The organism is Chitinilyticum aquatile DSM 21506 (genome assembly GCF_000430805.1).
GTDB classification, from domain to species: Bacteria; Pseudomonadota; Gammaproteobacteria; order Burkholderiales; family Chitinibacteraceae; genus Chitinilyticum; species Chitinilyticum aquatile.
This window is the reverse complement of sequence record NZ_KE387260.1, coordinates 121930-139771: the sequence shown is the minus strand read 5'-3', so window position 1 is coordinate 139771 and position 17842 is coordinate 121930. Positions and strand designations below refer to the sequence as shown.

At 63.1% G+C, this 17842-nt stretch carries 18 protein-coding genes; 10 read left to right on the top strand and 8 right to left on the bottom strand.

All coding sequences use genetic code 11. The features are described from left to right. The first annotated feature begins 42 nt into the window (after window positions 1–42). The 3 genes from H559_RS0116135 to H559_RS0116125 all read left to right on the top strand — a co-directional run bounded on the left by H559_RS0116135 (window position 43) and on the right by H559_RS0116125 (window position 1788). On the top strand, window positions 43–753 hold the full coding sequence (locus H559_RS0116135; RefSeq protein WP_155845467.1) for a substrate-binding periplasmic protein: 711 nt from the start codon (window positions 43–45) through the stop codon (window positions 751–753). An 85-nt stretch (window positions 754–838) separates the two neighbouring features. After that, window positions 839–1291 carry a bacteriohemerythrin gene (locus H559_RS0116130; RefSeq protein WP_028453523.1) on the top strand — a complete coding sequence of 151 codons (453 nt, stop codon included), beginning with the start codon at window positions 839–841 and terminating at the stop codon, window positions 1289–1291. Window positions 1292–1452: 161 nt separating this feature from the next. Beyond that, window positions 1453–1788 carry a YkgJ family cysteine cluster protein gene (locus H559_RS0116125; RefSeq protein ID WP_028453522.1) on the top strand — a complete coding sequence of 112 codons (336 nt, stop codon included), beginning with the start codon at window positions 1453–1455 and terminating at the stop codon, window positions 1786–1788. A 147-nt stretch (window positions 1789–1935) separates the two neighbouring features. Here the strand turns inward: H559_RS0116125 and H559_RS0116120 are convergent, their stop codons facing one another. The 7 genes from H559_RS0116120 to H559_RS20825 all read right to left on the bottom strand — a co-directional run bounded on the left by H559_RS0116120 (window position 1936) and on the right by H559_RS20825 (window position 10697). Continuing rightward, window positions 1936–3645, bottom strand: a complete 1710-nt coding sequence (locus H559_RS0116120; RefSeq protein WP_028453521.1) for a putative bifunctional diguanylate cyclase/phosphodiesterase — start codon at window positions 3643–3645, stop codon at window positions 1936–1938. 62 nt (window positions 3646–3707) lie between these two features. Beyond that, complete coding sequence (gene yaaA, locus H559_RS0116115) at window positions 3708–4472, bottom strand: peroxide stress protein YaaA (protein ID WP_028453520.1); 765 nt, start codon at window positions 4470–4472, stop codon at window positions 3708–3710. An 88-nt stretch (window positions 4473–4560) separates the two neighbouring features. Continuing rightward, on the bottom strand, window positions 4561–5181 hold the full coding sequence (locus tag H559_RS0116110; RefSeq protein WP_028453519.1) for a response regulator transcription factor: 621 nt from the start codon (window positions 5179–5181) through the stop codon (window positions 4561–4563). Further along, entirely contained in the window at window positions 5165–7474 is a 2310-nt protein-coding gene (locus H559_RS20830) for an ATP-binding protein (protein WP_162143346.1), read from the bottom strand. Before H559_RS20830 ends, H559_RS0116110 begins: the two co-directional genes overlap by 17 nt. Continuing rightward, a complete protein-coding gene (locus H559_RS0116100; protein ID WP_028453518.1) occupies window positions 7467–8468 on the bottom strand; it encodes a 2-hydroxyacid dehydrogenase in 1002 nt (333 codons plus the stop codon). The genes H559_RS20830 and H559_RS0116100 overlap by 8 nt, the downstream gene beginning before the upstream one ends. Window positions 8469–8482: 14 nt before the next feature. Continuing rightward, entirely contained in the window at window positions 8483–8734 is a 252-nt protein-coding gene (locus H559_RS0116095) for an RNA-binding protein (protein ID WP_028453517.1), read from the bottom strand. A 52-nt stretch (window positions 8735–8786) separates the two neighbouring features. Beyond that, complete coding sequence (locus H559_RS20825) at window positions 8787–10697, bottom strand: lytic transglycosylase domain-containing protein (protein ID WP_051279650.1); 1911 nt, start codon at window positions 10695–10697, stop codon at window positions 8787–8789. Between the two features lie 266 nt (window positions 10698–10963). On the opposite strand from H559_RS20825, the gene glyQ reads away from it, so the two are divergent. The 6 genes from glyQ to H559_RS0116060 are packed head-to-tail and all read left to right on the top strand — an operon-like array spanning window position 10964 to window position 16561. Further along, window positions 10964–11851 (top strand): glycine--tRNA ligase subunit alpha, encoded by an 888-nt coding sequence (gene glyQ / locus H559_RS0116085; RefSeq protein WP_028453516.1) that lies wholly within the window; start codon window positions 10964–10966, stop codon window positions 11849–11851. Window positions 11852–11883: 32 nt separating this feature from the next. Beyond that, window positions 11884–12405, top strand: coding sequence for a hypothetical protein (locus tag H559_RS0116080; RefSeq protein ID WP_028453515.1), 522 nt, complete (start codon window positions 11884–11886; stop codon window positions 12403–12405). Between the two features lie 5 nt (window positions 12406–12410). Continuing rightward, on the top strand, window positions 12411–14480 hold the full coding sequence (gene glyS / locus H559_RS0116075; RefSeq protein WP_028453514.1) for a glycine--tRNA ligase subunit beta: 2070 nt from the start codon (window positions 12411–12413) through the stop codon (window positions 14478–14480). Window positions 14481–14500: 20 nt separating this feature from the next. After that, window positions 14501–15037 carry a D-glycero-beta-D-manno-heptose 1,7-bisphosphate 7-phosphatase gene (gene gmhB / locus H559_RS0116070; protein ID WP_028453513.1) on the top strand — a complete coding sequence of 179 codons (537 nt, stop codon included), beginning with the start codon at window positions 14501–14503 and terminating at the stop codon, window positions 15035–15037. A gap of 59 nt (window positions 15038–15096) precedes the next feature. Beyond that, window positions 15097–15849 carry a lysophospholipid acyltransferase family protein gene (locus tag H559_RS0116065; protein WP_028453512.1) on the top strand — a complete coding sequence of 251 codons (753 nt, stop codon included), beginning with the start codon at window positions 15097–15099 and terminating at the stop codon, window positions 15847–15849. Beyond that, entirely contained in the window at window positions 15836–16561 is a 726-nt protein-coding gene (locus H559_RS0116060) for a M48 family metallopeptidase (RefSeq protein WP_028453511.1), read from the top strand. Before H559_RS0116065 ends, H559_RS0116060 begins: the two co-directional genes overlap by 14 nt. Before the next feature lie 82 nt (window positions 16562–16643). On the opposite strand, the gene H559_RS20820 is transcribed toward H559_RS0116060, so the two are convergent. Next, window positions 16644–17351, bottom strand: coding sequence for a glycine zipper 2TM domain-containing protein (locus tag H559_RS20820; RefSeq protein ID WP_051279648.1), 708 nt, complete (start codon window positions 17349–17351; stop codon window positions 16644–16646). Window positions 17352–17617: 266 nt separating this feature from the next. On the opposite strand from H559_RS20820, the gene H559_RS22845 reads away from it, so the two are divergent. Beyond that, window positions 17618–17782 (top strand): hypothetical protein, encoded by a 165-nt coding sequence (locus H559_RS22845; RefSeq protein WP_155845466.1) that lies wholly within the window; start codon window positions 17618–17620, stop codon window positions 17780–17782. Window positions 17783–17842: the final 60 nt, after the last annotated feature.

Here is a 17842-nt window from a genome sequence, read left to right as displayed (position 1 = left end):
GCTAGCCTGAAGCATGTGCTGCAGCCACTTCAGGAGGAATTCATGGCCCTTCGTCCCATGCTGAGGCTGCTACTGTGTTGCTTGCTGTGCTGGCCGTCGTGGCTGGTGGCTGAGCCGCTGCCGATTGTTTCCGGCCCAGGCTACCCGCCATTTGCCGATCCGCAGCTGCCCGGTGGCGGCCAGGCGACCGAACTGGTACGTGCCGCAATGGCAAGAGCAGGCCTGAGTGCCGAGTTGAGCTGGCGCCCCTGGCAGAATGGCTATCAGGCGACGCTGGCGGGTGAATTTGCCGCAACCTATCCATATATCACCACGGCTGAGCGTGAAAAGCTGTTTCTGTATTCCGCGCCGCTGTTCGATCTGAAGTTTTACGTGTTCGGTCGGGCTGGCAGCAAGCTCGATGGCGCCCGCCCGGAAACCCTGCGTGGCCTGCGCTATTGCCTGCCGCATGGCTGGGCACATCTGGCGCCAATCGAGCAGATGCTCAAAGCGGGCGAACTGACCTATGCCCATCCGTATGACATGCGCTCCTGCATGAAAATGATTGCGCTGGGGCAGGCGGATTTCACGATTACCGACCGCGAACAGGGGCGGCAGGCGTTGCGCGAATTGCCGGCTTCGCTACCGCAGCCGCAGCTATTGGGGCAGGAAATGGGCAGCCTTTCGCTGCATCTCATCATCCCGCGCAACCGTCCCGATGCCGAAGCGCTGTTGCGGCGTTTCAATGCCGGGCTGGCGGCCGTATCGCGCTAGCTGCGTGACTTGATTCAGATCAATATTTCCCCTGCGGCTTTTGTCACAGTTTCCCCTTCCTACAACAAGAAAGAAGGGGAGTTACATGGACAAGCTGATCGAGTGGTCGGACGAGCTGTCAGTCGGCATCCAGGAAATCGACGAGCAGCACAAGGTGCTGGTGAATCTGCTCAATGAATTGCATGACGCCATCCGGCACCACCACGGCAGCGCGGCGTCGGCGGAAATCCTGAACCGGCTGGCCGACTACACGCGCATCCATTTCACGGTGGAGGAAAGCCTGATGCGCATTCTGGGCTACCCCGACTACGAGGAGCACAAGGGCCATCACGAGGCGCTGGTCGCCCAGATGCAGTCACTGCAGCAGCGCATGGCTGCCGGCGAGACGGTGACCTTCGAGCTGCTGCACTTCCTGCGCAACTGGCTGACCAACCATATCCTCGAAGGCGACAAGCGCTATACCGAGCATTTCCTGTCGCGCGGCGCCCAGCGCAGCTGGCAGAAGAAGGGCTGGCTGGAGCGTTTCTGGTCACATTAAGCGCGAAAAAGGGGGGCATGTATGCCTCCCTGAGACAGACATTTCATTGGCTATGGCGGCATACATGGCCGGGTAATTTGCGCTGCGGCGGGCGGCTTGCTTCAGCCTTGCCGCTTTGTTTTAATGCCGCGCTGTTGATCGTGTGTACTCCGTTCTGCAGCATGAGCCATCCCTGTCTCTCCTGTGGCGCGTGTTGCGCCAGCTACCGTGTTTCCTTCTATTTCGGCGAAAGCGATGGCGTGCGTGGCGGCACCGTGCCGCAGGCGCTGGTCGAGCCGGTCAGCCCGTTTCTGGTGGCGATGCGTGGTACGACCAGCCATCCGGTCAGGTGCGTGGCGCTGGATGGCAAGGTTGGCAGTGCGGTGGCCTGCCGCATCTACGAGCAGCGCGCCAGCACCTGTCGCGGGGTCGAGCCCGGCGACGAGCGCTGCACGACAGCGCGTGCCCGCCACGGCCTGCCGCAGCTGACCGGCGCAGAACGCCTGATGCCGGCCTGATGGGCCTGATCGTCCGCCGGGGGAGCATACGACCAGGCGGCTACAGTGGCGGCAGTCATCCTGTGCCTTGCTGGCCATCGTGATGGTCTGTGCTGACCGCTGCCGCTGAGTCCTGCGACTGAAATGGTGTGAGCCCGGCGAGGTGGACTAGCCGCCTTCGCTGGCCAGCTCAGTGAACAGGCGCTGCAGGCGGGGCAGGTCTTCGCTTACCCAGCGGGCCACGTCGTCGGCCGGCAGGGCGCGGCTGAAGAGATAGCCCTGCCCGAAGGTCACGCCGTAGCTGCGCAGATGACGCAGTTGTGGCACGGTTTCGATACCCTCGGCGGTGGTGGTCAGGCTGCTGGCGGCGGCCAGCCCGACAATCGCCCGCGTGATGCTGCAGGCTTGCGCGCTTTCTTCCAGTGCGCTCACGAAGCTGCGGTCGATTTTCAGGTTGTCGAGTTCGAAGCGGTGCAGCATCGACAGCGAGGAGTAGCCGGTGCCGAAATCGTCGAGCGCGACTTCGATGCCGGCTTCGTCGAGCGCCAGCAGCGTCTGCTGCACCATGCCGGAATCGGAGACCAGCGAGCGTTCGGTGATTTCCACTTTCAGCCGGCTGGTCGCCACGCCGACATTGTCGAGCATCACGCGCAGGAGGCCGACAAGGCCCGGGTCCTGCAGCTGTTCGGGCGGAAAATTGACGCTGACGCGGCTGCTGGCCGGGATCAGCCCGGCGGCAATCCAGCGCTCGTGGCTGACCAGGCTTTTCTGCAGCATGATCCAGGTCAGCTGGCTGATCAGGCCCTGGCGTTCGAGCACCGGAATGAAGTCGTCGGGATTGACGATGCCGCCGGCGCGCGGCCAGCGTACCAGTGCCTCGAATCCCGCCAGCCGGCCGTCGTCGAGATGGAGTATGGGCTGGAAATGCGGCTCGAAGGCGGCATCCTCGATGGCGCGCAGCAGCTCGCTTTCGAAACGCAGGCGCCGGCTCAGCTTGTCTTGCGTGCTGGGGTCGTAGTGCACGTACTGGTTGTCGCCGTGTTCCTGCGCCAGCGCGGCGGCGCTCTCTGCCGCGCGCAGCAGCTGTTCCTCATTGCTGGCAATGACCGTGCTGTCGGCGGCGCCGATGGCAACGTGGACGCTGACCAGGTTGTCGTCAATCTGGATGGGCTTGCGCAGCACTTCCAGCAGGCGCTTGAAAATGGCCGGCAGGTCGTCGGTGGTGGCGACCATTTCCAGCAGCACGGAAAACTCCATGTCGGAAAACTGTGCGACCAGATCCCAGGGGCGGATTTCGCTGGCGATGCGCTCGCCCAGCGTGCGCGCCAGTTGCGTCATCTGGTCGTGGCTGAGCAGTTCGGCGTAGCCCTGGGCCAGATGCGTGCGCAGGTTCAGTACGGCAACCACGTGATTGCGCGCGTGGCGCAGGCGCGAGAGCGAACGCTCCAGCCTGTCGAGAAACAGGATGCGGTTGGGGAGCCGCGTGTACGGGTCGAGCACCTTGTGCTCGGTGATGTCGGTGAAGGAGCCGGCCATTTCCACGGCCCGGCCTGCTTCGTCGCGCAGGCAGCGTGCCCGCAGCAGCACCCAGCGCCACGAACCATCCTGGTGCTGCAGGCGGTGTTCGCATTCGAACAGCGGGGTGATGCCGGAAATGTGCTGCTGCAGTGCCTGGCTGACGCGGGGGTGCTCATCGGGATGCACGCGGTTCAGCCATTCATCAATACCGTTACCCAGTGGCGCGCCGTCCGCGATGCCCAGCATGCTGCGCCAGGGGCTGCCGAACTGGGTGGCATCCTGCTGCATGTCCCACAGCCACAGGGTGTCATTGCTGGTGGCCAGCAGGAGATTGAGGCGGGATTCTGCTGAGCTGTTCATGGCCAGTACGGATGCAGAGAGGGTAATCAAGCCTAGCTGCGACTGCCGTGATCTGCAAGCCTTCAGTCAGTGATGTTGCGGCGGAAAACCCAGCGTACGGCATCGCTGGCAGACTCGTCCAGCGCATAGCCATCCAGATCGAAAGCGCGCAGCTGTTGCGGCTCGCGAATGCCGTTCTGCGCGGCATAGCGCACCATCAGGCCGCGCGCGCGCTTGGCGTAGAAACTGATGATCTTGTACTTGCCGTTCTTGAAATCCTCGAATACCGGCGTGATCACCGGGCAATCCAGCAGGCGTGGTTTTACCGCCTTGAAGTACTCCTCGCTGGCGAGGTTGATGATCGCCCTGGGCTGCAGGGCGGCAATGGCATCGGTGATGCGCTCGCCCCAGAAGGCATAGAGATCCCTGCCTTGCGGGTTGGCGAGCCGCGTCCCCATTTCCAGCCGGTAGGGTTGCAGCAGATCGAAGGGACGCAAGAGGCCGTACAGCCCCGAAAGAATGCGCAGGTTGCGCGCCAGATAGTCGCGCTGCGGCGCGTTGAGCGTGGCGGCATCGAGGCCCTCATACACATCGCCCATGAAGGCAAAGACGGCGGCGCGGGCGTTGTCTGGCGTGGCTTCAGGCTGCCAGCTCTGGTAGCGGCCGGTATTGAGGACGGCCAGCTCATCAGAAATGTGCATCAGTTCCGCTAGCTGCGCCGGGCTCAGGTTGCGCAGGATGGCGATCAGCCGCGCCGCATCGGGCATGAAATCGGGCTGGGTGGTGGCGGTTTCCGGGCAGGGCGAGGTGTAGTCCAGCGTTTTCGCTGGCGAAATGAGCATCAGCATGGCGGGTATTGGATGGGTATGTAGCCAGAGCCATTCATTTTAAATGGCCCTGGTCATAAGGGGTGTGATGTATGTCAGTAGCTGGAACTCAGCCTTCGACGCCGGCTTCGCGCAGCAGTGCGGCGAGCTCCATTGCGGTTTTCACGGCCATCTTTTCGAGGATGCGCGCGCGGTGCACTTCGACGGTTTTCATCGAGATGCCGAGGTCGTCGGCAATCTGCTTGTTCAGCCGGCCGGTGAGGATCAGCTTCATCACTTCGCGTTCGCGCGGCGTGAGCGTTTCCAGCCGCTGGCTGACCGAGGCGCGTGTCTGCCACTCGCCACGGCGGGTGAGGTCGTCGGCCAGACAACGCTCGACCAGGTCGACCATGTCATTGTCGGAAAACGGTTTTTCGATGAAGTCGGCCGCGCCTTCCTTCAGCGCGGCCACTGCCATCGGCACATCACCATGGCCGGTAAGGAAAATCACCGGCGGGCAGTAGCTGTAGCTCTTCAGCTTTTCGAACAGCTCCTGGCCACCCATGCCGGGCATGCGTACATCGAGCACCAGACAGCCGAAATCATCCGGCTGGTAATCGTTCAGCAGCGCTTCGGCACTGGCAAAGGTGCTCACCGAGTGATTGCGTGTCGAAAAAAGCCAGGAGAGGGCGTCACGCAGGGCATCGTCATCATCGACAATGCCGATACGGCGTTCAGGGTTCGCGGGCATGGCTGTCCTCGGAAAGGGGTACGGTAAAGTGGAAGCGGCTGCCGCCGCCGGAATTCGATTCTACCCACAGACGGCCCTGATGGTGCTCGATGATGGAGCGGCAGATGTTCAGCCCCATGCCCATGCCGGTTTCCTTGGTGGTGTAGAACGCTTTGAACAATTGTTCCAGTTGTTCGGCGCTGATGCCAGTCCCCTGATCACTGATCGTGACCTGCAGCATGCTTTCTGCCCGCCGGGCGGTGACGCTGAGGCGGCGTTCGCGCGGTGGCGTGTCGGCCATGGCTTCAATGGCGTTCTTCATCAGGTTGAACAGCACCTGCTCCAGCATGACCGGGTCGGCGAACACCGGCGGCAGCGCCGGGTCGCAGCTGATGTCGAGCTGGATCTGGTTTTTCTTGACCTGCGCGGCGAGCAGCACCTGCACGGTGGCGAGCAGCTGGTCGATGGCGCAGGCGCTGCGGTGCGGTGCGCGGCGCTGCACGAATTCGCGGATGCCGCGGATGATCAGGCCGGCGCGCTTGGCCTGCTCGGCCATTTTTTCGATGGCCTGGTCAAGCTGGCGCAGATTGGGCTCGGCCTGCGTGAGCAGGTTGCGGCAGCCGGTGGCGTAGCTGGCAATCGCGGCCAGCGGCTGGTTCAGCTCGTGCGCCAGGCTGGAAGCCATTTCACCCATCGAAATCAGGCGGCTGGTCTGCTGCAGCTGCTCGTTCTGCTGCTGCTCGCGCTGCTGTGCATCTTTCAGTGCGGTGGTGTCGGTGATGATTTCCAGCCAGACCAGTGAGCCATCGACCCAGATGCTCGGGCGGCTCTTGATCTGGTACCAGTGCTGGCCGTATTCGTCGAACCATTCGCCCGGCAGTGCGGCGGTCTGCTCGCGCGGCAGCAGCGGCAGCACACAGCAGCGCTCGTGTTCTTCGGGGAGGTTGAAGGCGGTGTTGTACTGCGGGTTGGACAGCAGCAGTTCGCCGCTTTGCGCATCAGAGACGACCACGGCGGCATCCAGACCGTTGAGCACGGTGACAAAGCGCTCGTGCGAGGCCTGCAGCGCTTCGCGCTCGCGCTGCAATTCGGTGATGTCGTAGAAGGAGCTGATCCAGCCGATGTGCTGACCTTCGCCATCGACCAGCTTCGCCGCGTAGATGCGAGCGTCGAAGCGCTCGCCATTGCGGCGCTGGAAACGGCACTGGAAGCCGCTGCTGCCACTTTCGCCGGCGAGAATGCGGCGGTTGATGGCAAGGCAGGCGTCGAGTTCTTCCGGTGGCCAGTAGGGCATGATCTGTTCGGCGGCGAGCAGCTCTTCGGCGCTGTAGCCCGTCATCGAGCAGAAGGCGCGGTTTACAAAGGTCAGCCGGCCTTCCAGATCCATCACGCGCGTGCCGGTGACCAGCGAATCTTCCATGGCCATCCGCATCGCGGTTTCGCGCCGCAGCAAGGCTTCGGTTTTCTGGCGTTCGCGGATGTGGCGCCGCATGGCCCAGGTCGAGGCCAGCATCAGCAGCGACAGGCCGATCAGCGCGACCAGCAGCGCATTTTGCCGCCAGTCGCCATGTTCACGATAGACGCGCGCCTGCAGCATGAAATGCTCGGGGCCGACATCAAGCTGGATCTGTTGTGCGAGCTTGTCCGGGTCCTGGCGGCGGTCGAACTTGTGCGCGAGTACGCTGCCATCGGGACGTACCAGGCTGATCTGGTAGCGCTGTCCGATCCACCACGGCACCTGCTGGCCGAGCAGGCGGTTGAGGTCGAACTGGGCAATGAGGAAATGCCGCCCGGCATAGGGCAGCTTCACAGGGACAGTCAGCGCGATCAGCGAGTTTTTATTACCCAGATCGGTGATTGGCATGCTGTAGACCGATTCATCGGCCAGCAGCACGGCGGAGCGCTGGGCAATCAGGTTGCGGTGTGACAGCGGAGCTTCATTTCCGGCCGGATTGAGCGGCGTGCGCCAGCGCGTCTGGCCGGTTTCATCCACATAGGCAAGGCTGACCAGCTCGGGGGTGTTCTGGATCAGCGAGAGTGTCCGTGCAGTGAAATCCGCCGAAGTCAGGCCATTGGCGGCCAGTGTGGCGGCGAGACTTTCCAGCTCGTGCCGCGTATTGCTCATCTGCAGCTGGATGGCCTGTTTCTGCCAGAGCAGATCCTGCTCCATCAGTTCCGAGCGGCTGTTGCGGTCGGTGTAGTAGCTGATGACGAGAAACAGGCCGAGGCCAAGGGTGAAAAGCCCGGCGAGAAAGGAGGGCAGCGTCAGCACCCACCGCCCCAGCCGGGGCGATGGGGCCGGCAGTTTACGCACCGGCGCGGACCTCGTTGACGAGCGGCTTGCCGGCGGCAAAGTCGGCCACATTGCCGAATACCGTGCCGGCGATGTTGGCGAGCGCCTCGGTAGTGAGATAACCCTGGTGCGAGGTGATCATCACATTGGGGAAGGTGGTCAGGCGGGCGAGGATGTCGTCCATCAGCGCTTCGCCGGAGAGGTCTTCGAAGAAGACGCCTTCCTCATGCTCGTACACATCCATGCCGACACCGCCGATCTGTCCGTCTTTCAGTGCATCGAGCAGCGCCTGGCTGTCGACCAGCCCGCCGCGGCTGGTGTTGATCAGCACCACGCCGCGTTTCATGCGGGCGATGCTGGTCGCGTTGACCAGATGATGGGTGTTGGCCATCAGCGGGGCATGCAGCGAGAGAATGTCGGCTTGCGGGAAAATCTCGTCGAGGCTGGCGTATTCGAAGCCCAGCTCGGCGGCCAGCGCGGCGTTCGGGTACAGGTCGTACGCCAGCACCCGGCAGCCGAAGCCGCGCGCGATGCGGATGCAGGCCTGGCCGATCTTGCCGGTGCCGATCACGCCGAAGGTCTTGCCATGCAGCGTGAAGCCGACGAGGCCATCAAGCGAGAAGTTGCCGTCGCGTACGCGGTTGAATGCACGGTGCGTCTTGCGCGTGAGCGTCAGCAGCAGGGCAAAGGCATGCTCGGCGGTGGCTTCCGGCGAATAGGCGGGAACACGGACGACGCGGATGCCGTATTTTTCTGCCGCCGCCAGATCCACATTGTTGAAACCGGCGCAGCGCAGTGCCACCAGCTTTACGCCCAGCTGGGCAAGTTGCTCGAGCGTGCAGGCGTCAACACGGTCGTTGACGAAGGGGCAGACAACATCGAAGCCGGCCGCCAGTGGCACGGTGCTGCGGCTTAGGCGGTCACCAAAAAAGGCCAGTTCGTAGCCGTGTGCTGCATTGGCTTCGTTCAGGGCCTGCTCGTCATAGGGTTTGCTGTCGAAGACCGCAATACGCATGTGTTTATCTCCGCTCATTCCTTGAACATGCTGGCGTGACTGGCGCCCAGGGTATGGCCCTGCCAGTGATGGCCATTGAGCTTTTCGATGACGGCATGGACTGCCGCATCACCCGCATCCAGCCGGAACAGGGCGGCTATGCGCTCACCCAGGCCGGGTGCCAGCGTAATGTCGTGAGCGGCGTGCAGTCCGAGATCCTTGTGCAGCAGTTCGGTAACGGAGTCGACGGTGGTATCCGGCGGCAGATTGGTGATCATGATTTGCATGGCTGGCACTCCAGAGTGGTGAGCGGTTAGCGTGCGATACAACGGCGGCCATTCAGGGCGCGCCGTCGTTGACCGGATTGCCCTTGGCCGCGATCGGCTGCAGGCGGGCTTTCAGGCGGGTTTCGCCCTGGTTGAGCAACTGCGCGTAGACCGTGGCATTGGCACTGACCCGTTTGACGTATTCGCGCGTTTCGGTAAACGGGATGGTCTCGATGTAAATCGTAGCATCCAGCGGCTGGCTGGTCTGCCATTTGCTGGCATTGCCGGGGCCGGCATTGTAGCCGGCGGTCGAGAGAATCTGGTTGCCGGCAAAACGTCCCTGCAGATAGTTCATGTAGGTGGTGCCGAGTGCGACATTGACCTCGGGATCGGTCACCTGCGAGGGCGTGAAATCGCTGATTCCGGCACGCTTGGCCGACCATTTGGCGGTGGCCGGCATCAGCTGCATCAGACCGGCCGCGCCGGCGCTCGATTTGGCATCCATCACGAAACGGCTTTCCTGACGGATGATGCCCAGTACCCAGGCCGATTCGAGATCATTGTCAGCCGCGTAGGTCTGGATATGGTTGCGCCATGGGGACGGGTAGCGCAGATTGAAGTCGTGCTGCGCCCTGGTGCGGTCGGCCGTATAGATGCTGCGGTCATTCCAGCCTTCGCGGCGGGCCAGCTCAGAAGCGGCGAGGTACTGTGCATCGGTATTCAGGCTGCGGACTGCCCAGTTCCACTCGCGGGCACCTTCCACCTTCCAGTTCTGTGCATACAGCTCAAGTGCGCGCTTGAAGCCCGGGATGTTGCGGACCTGCCGGATGTCGTCTTCGCTGACGCGGCTGGCAGGCGGCAGCTGCAGTGGCTGGCCGAGTTCCTCGCGTGCCAGCAGGCTGTAGTAATCGGTGCCGCCGGTGAGCTGGCCGAATTGCGCTGCGGCATCAGTACTGCGGCCCAGCCCCTGCAGTGCTCGGCCCCGCCAGTAGCGCCAGGCGGTGTCCTGCTGCTGCTCGGCCGGCAAGGCGTCGATGCGCTTGAGCACAGTTGCCCAGTCCTGACTGCGCAGCGCAGCGCGTACCGACCAGGCGCGATCTTCGTCATTCAGGCCGTCGAGCGAGCCGCGCGCCAGCCATTGTGATGCTTGCGGGTGCAGCTTGCGGGCGGCGGTCAGGCCGAGCTGCTGCCAGGCAAAGCGCTGGTCGGCTTCCGGCCAGTCTGCGCCAATGGCGGCGAGCTGGCTGGAGGCGGAATCGGGGTCCTTGCGGCCGAGCACTTCCAGTGCAAACAGGGCCAGTTCGCGGTTCGCGCGTTGCGTGGTGTCGAGGTTTGCCAGAGTCTTTGCCGGATTGGCTGCCGCCTGTTTCAGTGCCTTGTCACCCAGCGCGGCTGGGTTGCCGACTCGCGCGGCCAGCTGCCTGGCAAAGTCGGGCCGGTTGGCCGCCAGCGCCAGACGGATGCGCTCCCACGCGTCGGCCTGGGTCAGTTCGCCGCTGGCAAAGAGCGCTTCGAACACCGGATTGCAGGCATCGGCCTGGGCCTTGTCGCTGAACCACAGTGGGCGGGCAGCAGAAACGGGCGCAGCCTGCTGCTGGGCGAGACCCGCCTGCGCGCGCAGGCATTGCAGTTCGGCGTTCGGTGCATCGTACTTGCCGTATTCCGTCACGAAACTGTCCCAGCTGCCACGGCGGCCAAGTTCCTTCAGCCACTCCGCCCGGAAGCGCTCTGCCAGCGGCGTGTTGTCGTAGCGCTTCAGAAAGTCACTGGCATCCGCCTCGCTGGCTTCGCGCAGTGTCGTGCTCAGCATGTAGTAGCGCGGGTACATCTCCAGCGTGTCGCCCTTGCTCTGGGCGACCAGTGTTTCCAGTGTCGCCACATCCCTGGTTCTGGCTGCATTTTTCAGGGTATCCAGATCAATGCCTGCATGGGCGCTGGCCGCAAGAATAAGGGAGGGGAGGGTAATCAGGTATTTCATCATCATCGGAATGCGTCTGTCGCCAAGCGTGAAGGGTCGCCAATCGGTTGCGGGCTAGAATACGCTAACTGACGCCATTCTGTCTGTGTGCCGATGTCACAATTTGGCGGCAGGCCGGGCCGGGCTGCCGGACGGCGCTGCGCCTGCCTGTGTGCCGGGTTTTGTTGGCCAGACGGGGCGCCTTGCCGGTCCGCAATTCCCCGCGGGGAGCAAAAGCAAGTAGAATCGGTGGGTTAAACCATTGAATATGCCGCAAACGGCGGACCATAACTATGCTGACCTTTCAGGAAATCATCCTCACGCTCCAGAACTACTGGGGCCGCCAGGGCTGTGCCTTGCTGCAACCCTATGACATGGAAATGGGTGCCGGCACCAGCCACACCGCAACCTTCCTGCGCGCCATCGGCCCGGAGCCGTGGAACGCCGCCTATGTGCAGCCCAGCCGCCGCCCGAAGGATGGCCGCTATGGCGAAAACCCGAACCGCCTGCAGCACTATTACCAGTTCCAGGTGGTGCTCAAGCCGAACCCGGACAACATCCTTGATCTCTATCTCGGCTCGCTGAAGGAACTGGGTATCGACCCGACCGTGCACGACATCCGTTTCGTCGAAGACGACTGGGAAAACCCGACGCTGGGCGCTTGGGGTCTGGGCTGGGAAGTGTGGCTCAACGGCATGGAAGTCACCCAGTTCACCTATTTCCAGCAGGTCGGCGGCCTGGACTGCAAGCCGGTGCTGGGTGAAATCACCTACGGCACCGAGCGTCTGGCGATGTACCTGCAGGGCGTGGAGAACGTCTACGACCTGATCTGGACCAAGTATCCGAACGGTCAGGTCGTCACCTACGGCGACATCTACCACCAGAACGAAGTCGAGCAATCGAAGTACAACTTCGAGCACTCCAACGTCGAGCTGCTGCTCAGCCTCTTCAACAGCTTCGAAGGCGAAGCGCAGAAGCTGCTGGAAGCCGGCATTCCGCTGCCGGCCTACGAAATGATTCTGAAGGCCGCGCACACCTTCAACCTGCTGGATGCGCGCGGCGCGATTTCGGTAACCGAGCGCGCGGCCTACATTGGGCGTATCCGCAATCTGGCACGCGGTGTGGCGCAGGCCTATTACGCCAGCCGGGAGCTGCTTGGCTTCCCCATGTGCCAGAAGTAAGCGCGCGACCAACCGTCTGAAGGAGCCTGCCGATGCGTGCTGCCCTGCTGCTGATCCCCGCCCTGCTGCTGGCAGGTTGCGGCAAGTTCGACGATGGACTGGAGGGGCCGGCGCCCGTGCCCGGCACCAAGGCAGACTGGCGCGTGTACGGCAACAAGCCTGATCACGACATTCTGGTGGATGTGAATTCGATCAGCCACTACGACGATTACGCCTCTGACAGCTACGTCTATTCGTGGATGTGGCAGAAGTACAAGGCCGATAGGGTTGACCCGAAGCCGGAAGCCGGCTCGGAAGACTACGGCCTCTACTACTCGAAGGCGGAATACCGCGACAAGTACAGCCGGCAGGCCATTGACTGCCAGAGTGGCAAGATGGCGCTGATTGCGGTGGAAACGCGGGACAAGGATGACGATCTGGTCGAGCGCTTCGATGTGCCCGGCTACCAGTGGGATTTCCAGCAGCCGGCCCCCGGCAGCTATGGCGAAGATTATGTGCGTCAGATCTGCAAGATCATGGCAGAGAAAGACGCGAAAAAAGACAAGGAAGAGTAAGCGAAATGAGCGAAACGCTACTGATCGAACTGTTTACCGAAGAACTGCCGCCCAAGGCGCTGCCGAAGCTGGGGGCCGCCTTTTCCTCCGCAATTTCTGAAGAGCTGGTCAAGCTCGGTTTTGCTGCTGCGGGTACGGAGTGCACCAGCTATGCTTCGCCGCGCCGTCTGGCCGTATCGATTCCAGGCGTACTGGCTGTGCAGCCGGACCAGCAGATCGAAAAGAAGGGGCCGGCGGTGGCCAGCGGTTTCAAGGATGGCCAGCCGACGCCGGCGCTGCTGGGCTTCGCCCGCGGCTGCGGCCTGGCGGCGGATCAACTGGATCAGCTGGAAAAAGGGAGCGACGGCAAGCAGGAGGTGTTCATCTTCCGTTCGCAGAAACAAGGCGAGCCACTGGCGGCTGTGCTGTCCGGCATCATCGAAGCTGCGCTGAAAAAACTGCCGGCGCCGAAAATGATGCGCTGGGGTGATCGCGACGGCATGTTCATTCGCCCGGTGCACGGCCTGACCGTATTGCACGGCGCAAACGTGGTTCCGGCGAAAATCCTGCATCTGGAGTCCGGTCGTGTGTCGCGCGGCCACCGCTTCCTCTCTGCCGGTGAAGTGAGCTTTGCTCACGCCGATGAATATGCAAGCAAGATGCGCCTTGAGGGCAAGGTCGTTGCCAGCTTTGCCGAGCGCCGTGCGCAGATCGGCGAGCAGCTGGCTCTTGCCGCTGCGAAGCTGAATGCGACCATCGCGGCTGATGCGGCGCTGTTTGACGAAGTGACCGCGCTGGTCGAGTGGCCGGTGGTGTTGCAGGGCGAGTTCGAGGCCGATTTCCTCAAGGTGCCGCAGGAATGCCTGATCCTGACCATGCAGCAGAACCAGAAGTATTTTCCGTTGCTGGACGCCAATGGGCGCCTGATGAACCAGTATCTGCTGGTGTCGAACATTGATCCTGCCGACCCCTCGCACGTGGTCAACGGCAATAGCCGCGTGCTGCGCGCGCGCTTGAGCGATGCCAAGTTCTTCTTCGAGCAGGATCAGAAACAAAAGCTCGACGCTCGTGTCGGCAAGCTGGCCCATGTTGTTTATCACAACAAGATCGGCTCGCAGCTCGAACGCGTGACGCGTCTGGAAACCATCGCCGGCGAAATCGCCAAGCTGTTGGGCTCCGATGCCGCGAAGGCGACCCGTGCCGCCTATCTGGCCAAGGCCGACCTGCTGACCGATATGGTCGGCGAGTTCCCGGAGCTGCAGGGCATCATGGGCCAGTATTACGCGCGCATCGACGGTGAAGATACCGAGGTGGCGTATGCGGTTGAAGCCCATTACAAACCAAAGTTTGCTGGCGATACCCTGCCGGAAGGTGCGGTGGCGCAAGCCGTGTCGCTGGCCGACAAGCTGGAAACCCTGGTTGGCATCTGGGGCATCGGCCTGATTCCGACCGGCGACAAGGATCCGTTCGCGCTGCGTCGCGCTGCACTGGGCGTGTTGCGCATGCTGCTGCAGCTGCCGCTGAATGTGCGTCAGCTGCTGACGATTGCCGCCTCGACCTTCCCGACGGGCGTCGTTGCGGCCGGTACGGTCGACGGTGTGTATGGTTTCATGCTCGACCGGCTGAAAAATTATCTGGCTGCCGACTATCCGGCGGCCGACATCGATGCCGTGCTGGCGCAGCGCCCGGAACAACTGGATGAGGTGCAGGCCCGTCTGGCGGCCGTGGCCGAATTCAAGGCGCTGCCGGAAGCGGCTTCGCTGGCTGCCGCCAACAAGCGCATCCGCAACATCCTGAAGAAGGTCGAAGGCGACCTGCCGCAGCTCAATGCCACCCTGTTTGCGCAGGATGAAGAGCGTGCACTGGCTGCGGCCAGCGAGGCCGTTGCCGCACAGGCAGCACCGCTGCTGGCTGCCGGTGACTACGTCGGCGCATTGACCGCACTGGCGGCATTGAAGGCACCGGTGGATGCCTTCTTCGACGGCGTGATGGTGATGGCTGACGATCTCGCGGTGCGCGGCAACCGTCTGGCCCTGCTGAATCAGCTGGCTGGCCAGATGAATACGGTTGCCGAACTGGCGCTGCTGGCGGAGTAAGGGCGATGGGAACGACAGCCATGAAACTGCTGGTGCTCGATCGTGACGGGGTGATCAATCACGACAGCCCCGATTACATCAAGTCACCGGAAGAATGGCTGCCGATCCCGGGCAGCCTTGAGGCGATCAGCCAGCTCACGCGAGCCGGCTGGACGATCGTGGTGGCTACCAACCAGAGCGGTGTTGGTCGCGGCATGTATGACGTGGCCATGCTGAACCAGATCCATGCGCGCATGCATCGCAAAGTCGGGCAGGCGGGCGGGCATATTGCCGCCATTTTCTTCTGCCCGCACACACCAGAAGCCGGCTGCGAGTGCCGCAAGCCCTCTCCGGGCATGCTGACCGACATCCAGCGCCGCTACGGCGTGCCGGCCGGCCAGCTGGTGATGGTCGGCGATTCGCTGCGCGATCTGCAGGCAGTCGCTGCGGTCGGCGGCCGTCCGGTGCTTGTGCGTACCGGCAATGGCCGCAAGACCGAGGCCGGTGGCAATCTGCCCGAAGGCACACTGGTGTTTGACGATCTGGCTGCGGTAGCGGCCGATCTGCTGCAGGACTGAACGATATTTTCCGGGGCGCTGTACCGCAGCCCCCTGCGACTGAACCGGAGACTTTTCCTATGATCTGGCTGCGTTCCGGCCTCTACTGGCTCGGCATGATTGTCACCCTGCCGTTCTATGCCCTGCTGGCGACCTTCCTGCTCTTGCTGCCGCCGCTGCCGCGCTACCGCATCATGGCGAGCTGGGCGAAAATCATGATCGTCTGGCTGCGGATCACCTGCGGGCTGAAGCATCGTGTCGAAGGGCTGGAACACCTGCAGATCGCCCCGGCGGTGATGCTGTGCAAGCACCAGAGCGCGTGGGAGACCCTGTCGCTGCAGCTCATCATGCCGCCGCTGGTGTGGGTGCTGAAGCAGGAGTTGCTGAAGCTGCCGTTTTTTGGCTGGGGTCTGCGCTGCCTGTCGCCGATCGCCATTGATCGCAGCAAGCGCTCGGAAGCCGGCAAGAAACTGATGGAGCAGGGCCGTGACCGCCTGGCCAAGGGCTTCTGGATCGTCATTTTCCCCGAAGGCACCCGCGTGCCGCCGGGCGAGCGCGGCCGCTACCAGCAGGGCGGTGCGCGTCTCGCGCTGGATCTGGGCGTGCCGGTGGTGCCGGTGGCGCACAATGCCGGCGAATTCTGGCCGCGCAATTCCTTTCTGAAGTATCCCGGCGAAATCACCATGATCATCGGTGCACCGATTGCGACCGCTGGCCGCAGCTCGGCCGAAGTCAACCGCGAAGCGGAAGCCTGGATTGAAGGCCAGATGGACCGCATCAGCGGCGTGGGTCCCTGCCATCCGGCCAATGCATCCGTGCATGGCGGCAGCTAGCCGTACGCTGGCGCTGGACGTCGGGCAGGGGAGAACCCTGCCCTTGCTGTGGACACGCTCCGCGCAGCGTCGCACCGTGCAGCTGCTGGTGCGCCCGGACGGGCGGATTGAAGTCAAATCCCCGCACAAGCTGGCCTGGAGTGCCATCGAGCCCTTCGTGCTGAGCCGGCGCGAGTGGCTCCTGCAGGCGCTGGAGAGGATGCAGCAGCGCGCCAGTGCCCACGCCGAACTGCAGAAAAACCTGCAGCAGGATGGACTGACCCGCGTCAGCTGGCTGGGTACCGAACTGCCGGTGCGCACGGCGAGCCGCACCCGCCTGTGCGACGATGCGCTGGAACTGGCCGGCGGCAGCGACCCGGAAGTGCAGCAACTCAATCTGCAACGTTTCATGCAGCGCAGCGCGCGAACGTATCTGGCCGGACGGCTTGCCGTGTGGAGCGAGCGCATGGCAGTGGTGCCCACGGCCTTCGCCCTTTCGTCCGCACGGGGGCGCTGGGGCAGCTGCTCCAGCACCGGCGCGATCCGGCTCAACTGGCGGCTGATGCAGGCCGCTCCCGCCGTGATTGACTACGTGGTGATCCACGAACTGGCTCACATCACCGAGCTGAACCATTCGCCGCGCTTCTGGGCCATCGTCGCCACGCATTGCCCGGACTGGAAACGCCTGCGCGATGAACTCAAGGTGCACGGATCACGCTACATGCTGGTCTGAGAAATGAACAAGGGTATTGCTCTGCAGCCATTTCATTGAATGGGTTACAGGCCAATACCCTCCGTTATGGTGGTTTGGTGCCTCAGTAGGCGTAGCCGGCTTCCAGCGTGTTGTCGCTGCGGCGGCGCACGTCATCACCGACCGCATAAGCCGGAGCCTGCGGATAGGTAAAGACCTCGCTGTGGCCATCACGGAAGGCGACGGTGACATCGTAAACGGTCGTGCTGCGCACCTGTTTTTCCACCTGTGTGCCCAGCAGTGCGCCGCCCAGTGCACCAACCACACGGGCTACCTGCTTGCCGCGGCCCTTGCCGACCTGGTTGCCGATGGCGTAACCCACGCCGCCGCCGACCACTGCGCCGATGGGCGAAGCCTCTCCTGCCACGGTCCGCGGCTGGATATCGACGACCTTGCCACAGCTCAGGCAGCTGATCACGCGAGTCGGCTCGGGTGTCGGCAGCGGGCTTGCTTCGGGATAGGGCGTGGGTCTGGCGGTCGGGCGTGGAGTCGGACGTGCGGTGGGGCGCGGTGTTGGCCGTGCCGTAGGGCGCGCGGTCGGAGTACTGGTCGGCACTGCCTTCGCTTGCTGAATCGACTCCGCAGTTGGCACCGGAGTCGCTTGTGCGGACACTAGCGCGACTACGGCAGGCGTCGGTGTCACTGTATTGGTGCTGGCGGCAGCTGCCGGGCTGCCGATCCAGCCGAACTGGTGTGCGACGACTGCGGCGGATGCCACGATAACGGCGCCGGCAGCGGCTGCCAGCAGCAGGGATTGGGTGTTGTTTGCCATGATGGGGCTCCTTCTGGCCTGTTCATGCCTGCATCATCGGCGTTTCTGCCTGAATGCCGGATGAATTGCCGACCGGCTGCAGCCCGCGTGTGAGTCGTTTCACAGCCGTCTGGCTGCGTTTTGTGACCGGGTGGCCGCCGCGCATGAATCGATGGATTTATTTGCGCAGGCGGGATTGAGTTTTGCAGCTGACGGGCCGATATTGGGTGTAAGGAAGTTGTTTATTGTTCACGCACAGGAGGTGCATCATGGTCAGGATATTTTCGATGGCTGACGGCCAGCCGGAAGCAGAGCCAAAAAAGATGCAAGAGCCGCAGCATCAGCTGGTGCGTGATTATTGCGAACCGCAGCCCGCATTGCGGCTGCTGGATGTCAATGAAGCGCAGGCAGGGCAGGGGAAGCCGCTCACCCCGCCGCCACTCTGGTTCTAGGACCGGGCAGGCTCCAAAAACAAACAGCGCCGGATTCCGGCGCTGTTTGTTTTTGTGCTG

Coding starts and splice junctions, on each gene's coding strand:
- H559_RS0116135 (WP_155845467.1), top strand. CDS start 43: ATGGCCCTTCGTCCCATGCTGAGGCTGCTACTGTGTTGCTTGCTGTGC.
- H559_RS0116130 (WP_028453523.1), top strand. CDS start 839: ATGGACAAGCTGATCGAGTGGTCGGACGAGCTGTCAGTCGGCATCCAG.
- H559_RS0116125 (WP_028453522.1), top strand. CDS start 1,453: ATGAGCCATCCCTGTCTCTCCTGTGGCGCGTGTTGCGCCAGCTACCGT.
- H559_RS0116120 (WP_028453521.1), bottom strand. CDS start 3,645: ATGAACAGCTCAGCAGAATCCCGCCTCAATCTCCTGCTGGCCACCAGC.
- yaaA (WP_028453520.1), bottom strand. CDS start 4,472: ATGCTGATGCTCATTTCGCCAGCGAAAACGCTGGACTACACCTCGCCC.
- H559_RS0116110 (WP_028453519.1), bottom strand. CDS start 5,181: ATGCCCGCGAACCCTGAACGCCGTATCGGCATTGTCGATGATGACGAT.
- H559_RS0116100 (WP_028453518.1), bottom strand. CDS start 8,468: ATGCGTATTGCGGTCTTCGACAGCAAACCCTATGACGAGCAGGCCCTG.
- H559_RS0116095 (WP_028453517.1), bottom strand. CDS start 8,734: ATGCAAATCATGATCACCAATCTGCCGCCGGATACCACCGTCGACTCC.
- H559_RS20825 (WP_051279650.1), bottom strand. CDS start 10,697: ATGATGATGAAATACCTGATTACCCTCCCCTCCCTTATTCTTGCGGCC.
- glyQ (WP_028453516.1), top strand. CDS start 10,964: ATGCTGACCTTTCAGGAAATCATCCTCACGCTCCAGAACTACTGGGGC.
- H559_RS0116080 (WP_028453515.1), top strand. CDS start 11,884: ATGCGTGCTGCCCTGCTGCTGATCCCCGCCCTGCTGCTGGCAGGTTGC.
- glyS (WP_028453514.1), top strand. CDS start 12,411: ATGAGCGAAACGCTACTGATCGAACTGTTTACCGAAGAACTGCCGCCC.
- gmhB (WP_028453513.1), top strand. CDS start 14,501: ATGAAACTGCTGGTGCTCGATCGTGACGGGGTGATCAATCACGACAGC.
- H559_RS0116065 (WP_028453512.1), top strand. CDS start 15,097: ATGATCTGGCTGCGTTCCGGCCTCTACTGGCTCGGCATGATTGTCACC.
- H559_RS0116060 (WP_028453511.1), top strand. CDS start 15,836: ATGGCGGCAGCTAGCCGTACGCTGGCGCTGGACGTCGGGCAGGGGAGA.
- H559_RS20820 (WP_051279648.1), bottom strand. CDS start 17,351: ATGGCAAACAACACCCAATCCCTGCTGCTGGCAGCCGCTGCCGGCGCC.
- H559_RS22845 (WP_155845466.1), top strand. CDS start 17,618: ATGGCTGACGGCCAGCCGGAAGCAGAGCCAAAAAAGATGCAAGAGCCG.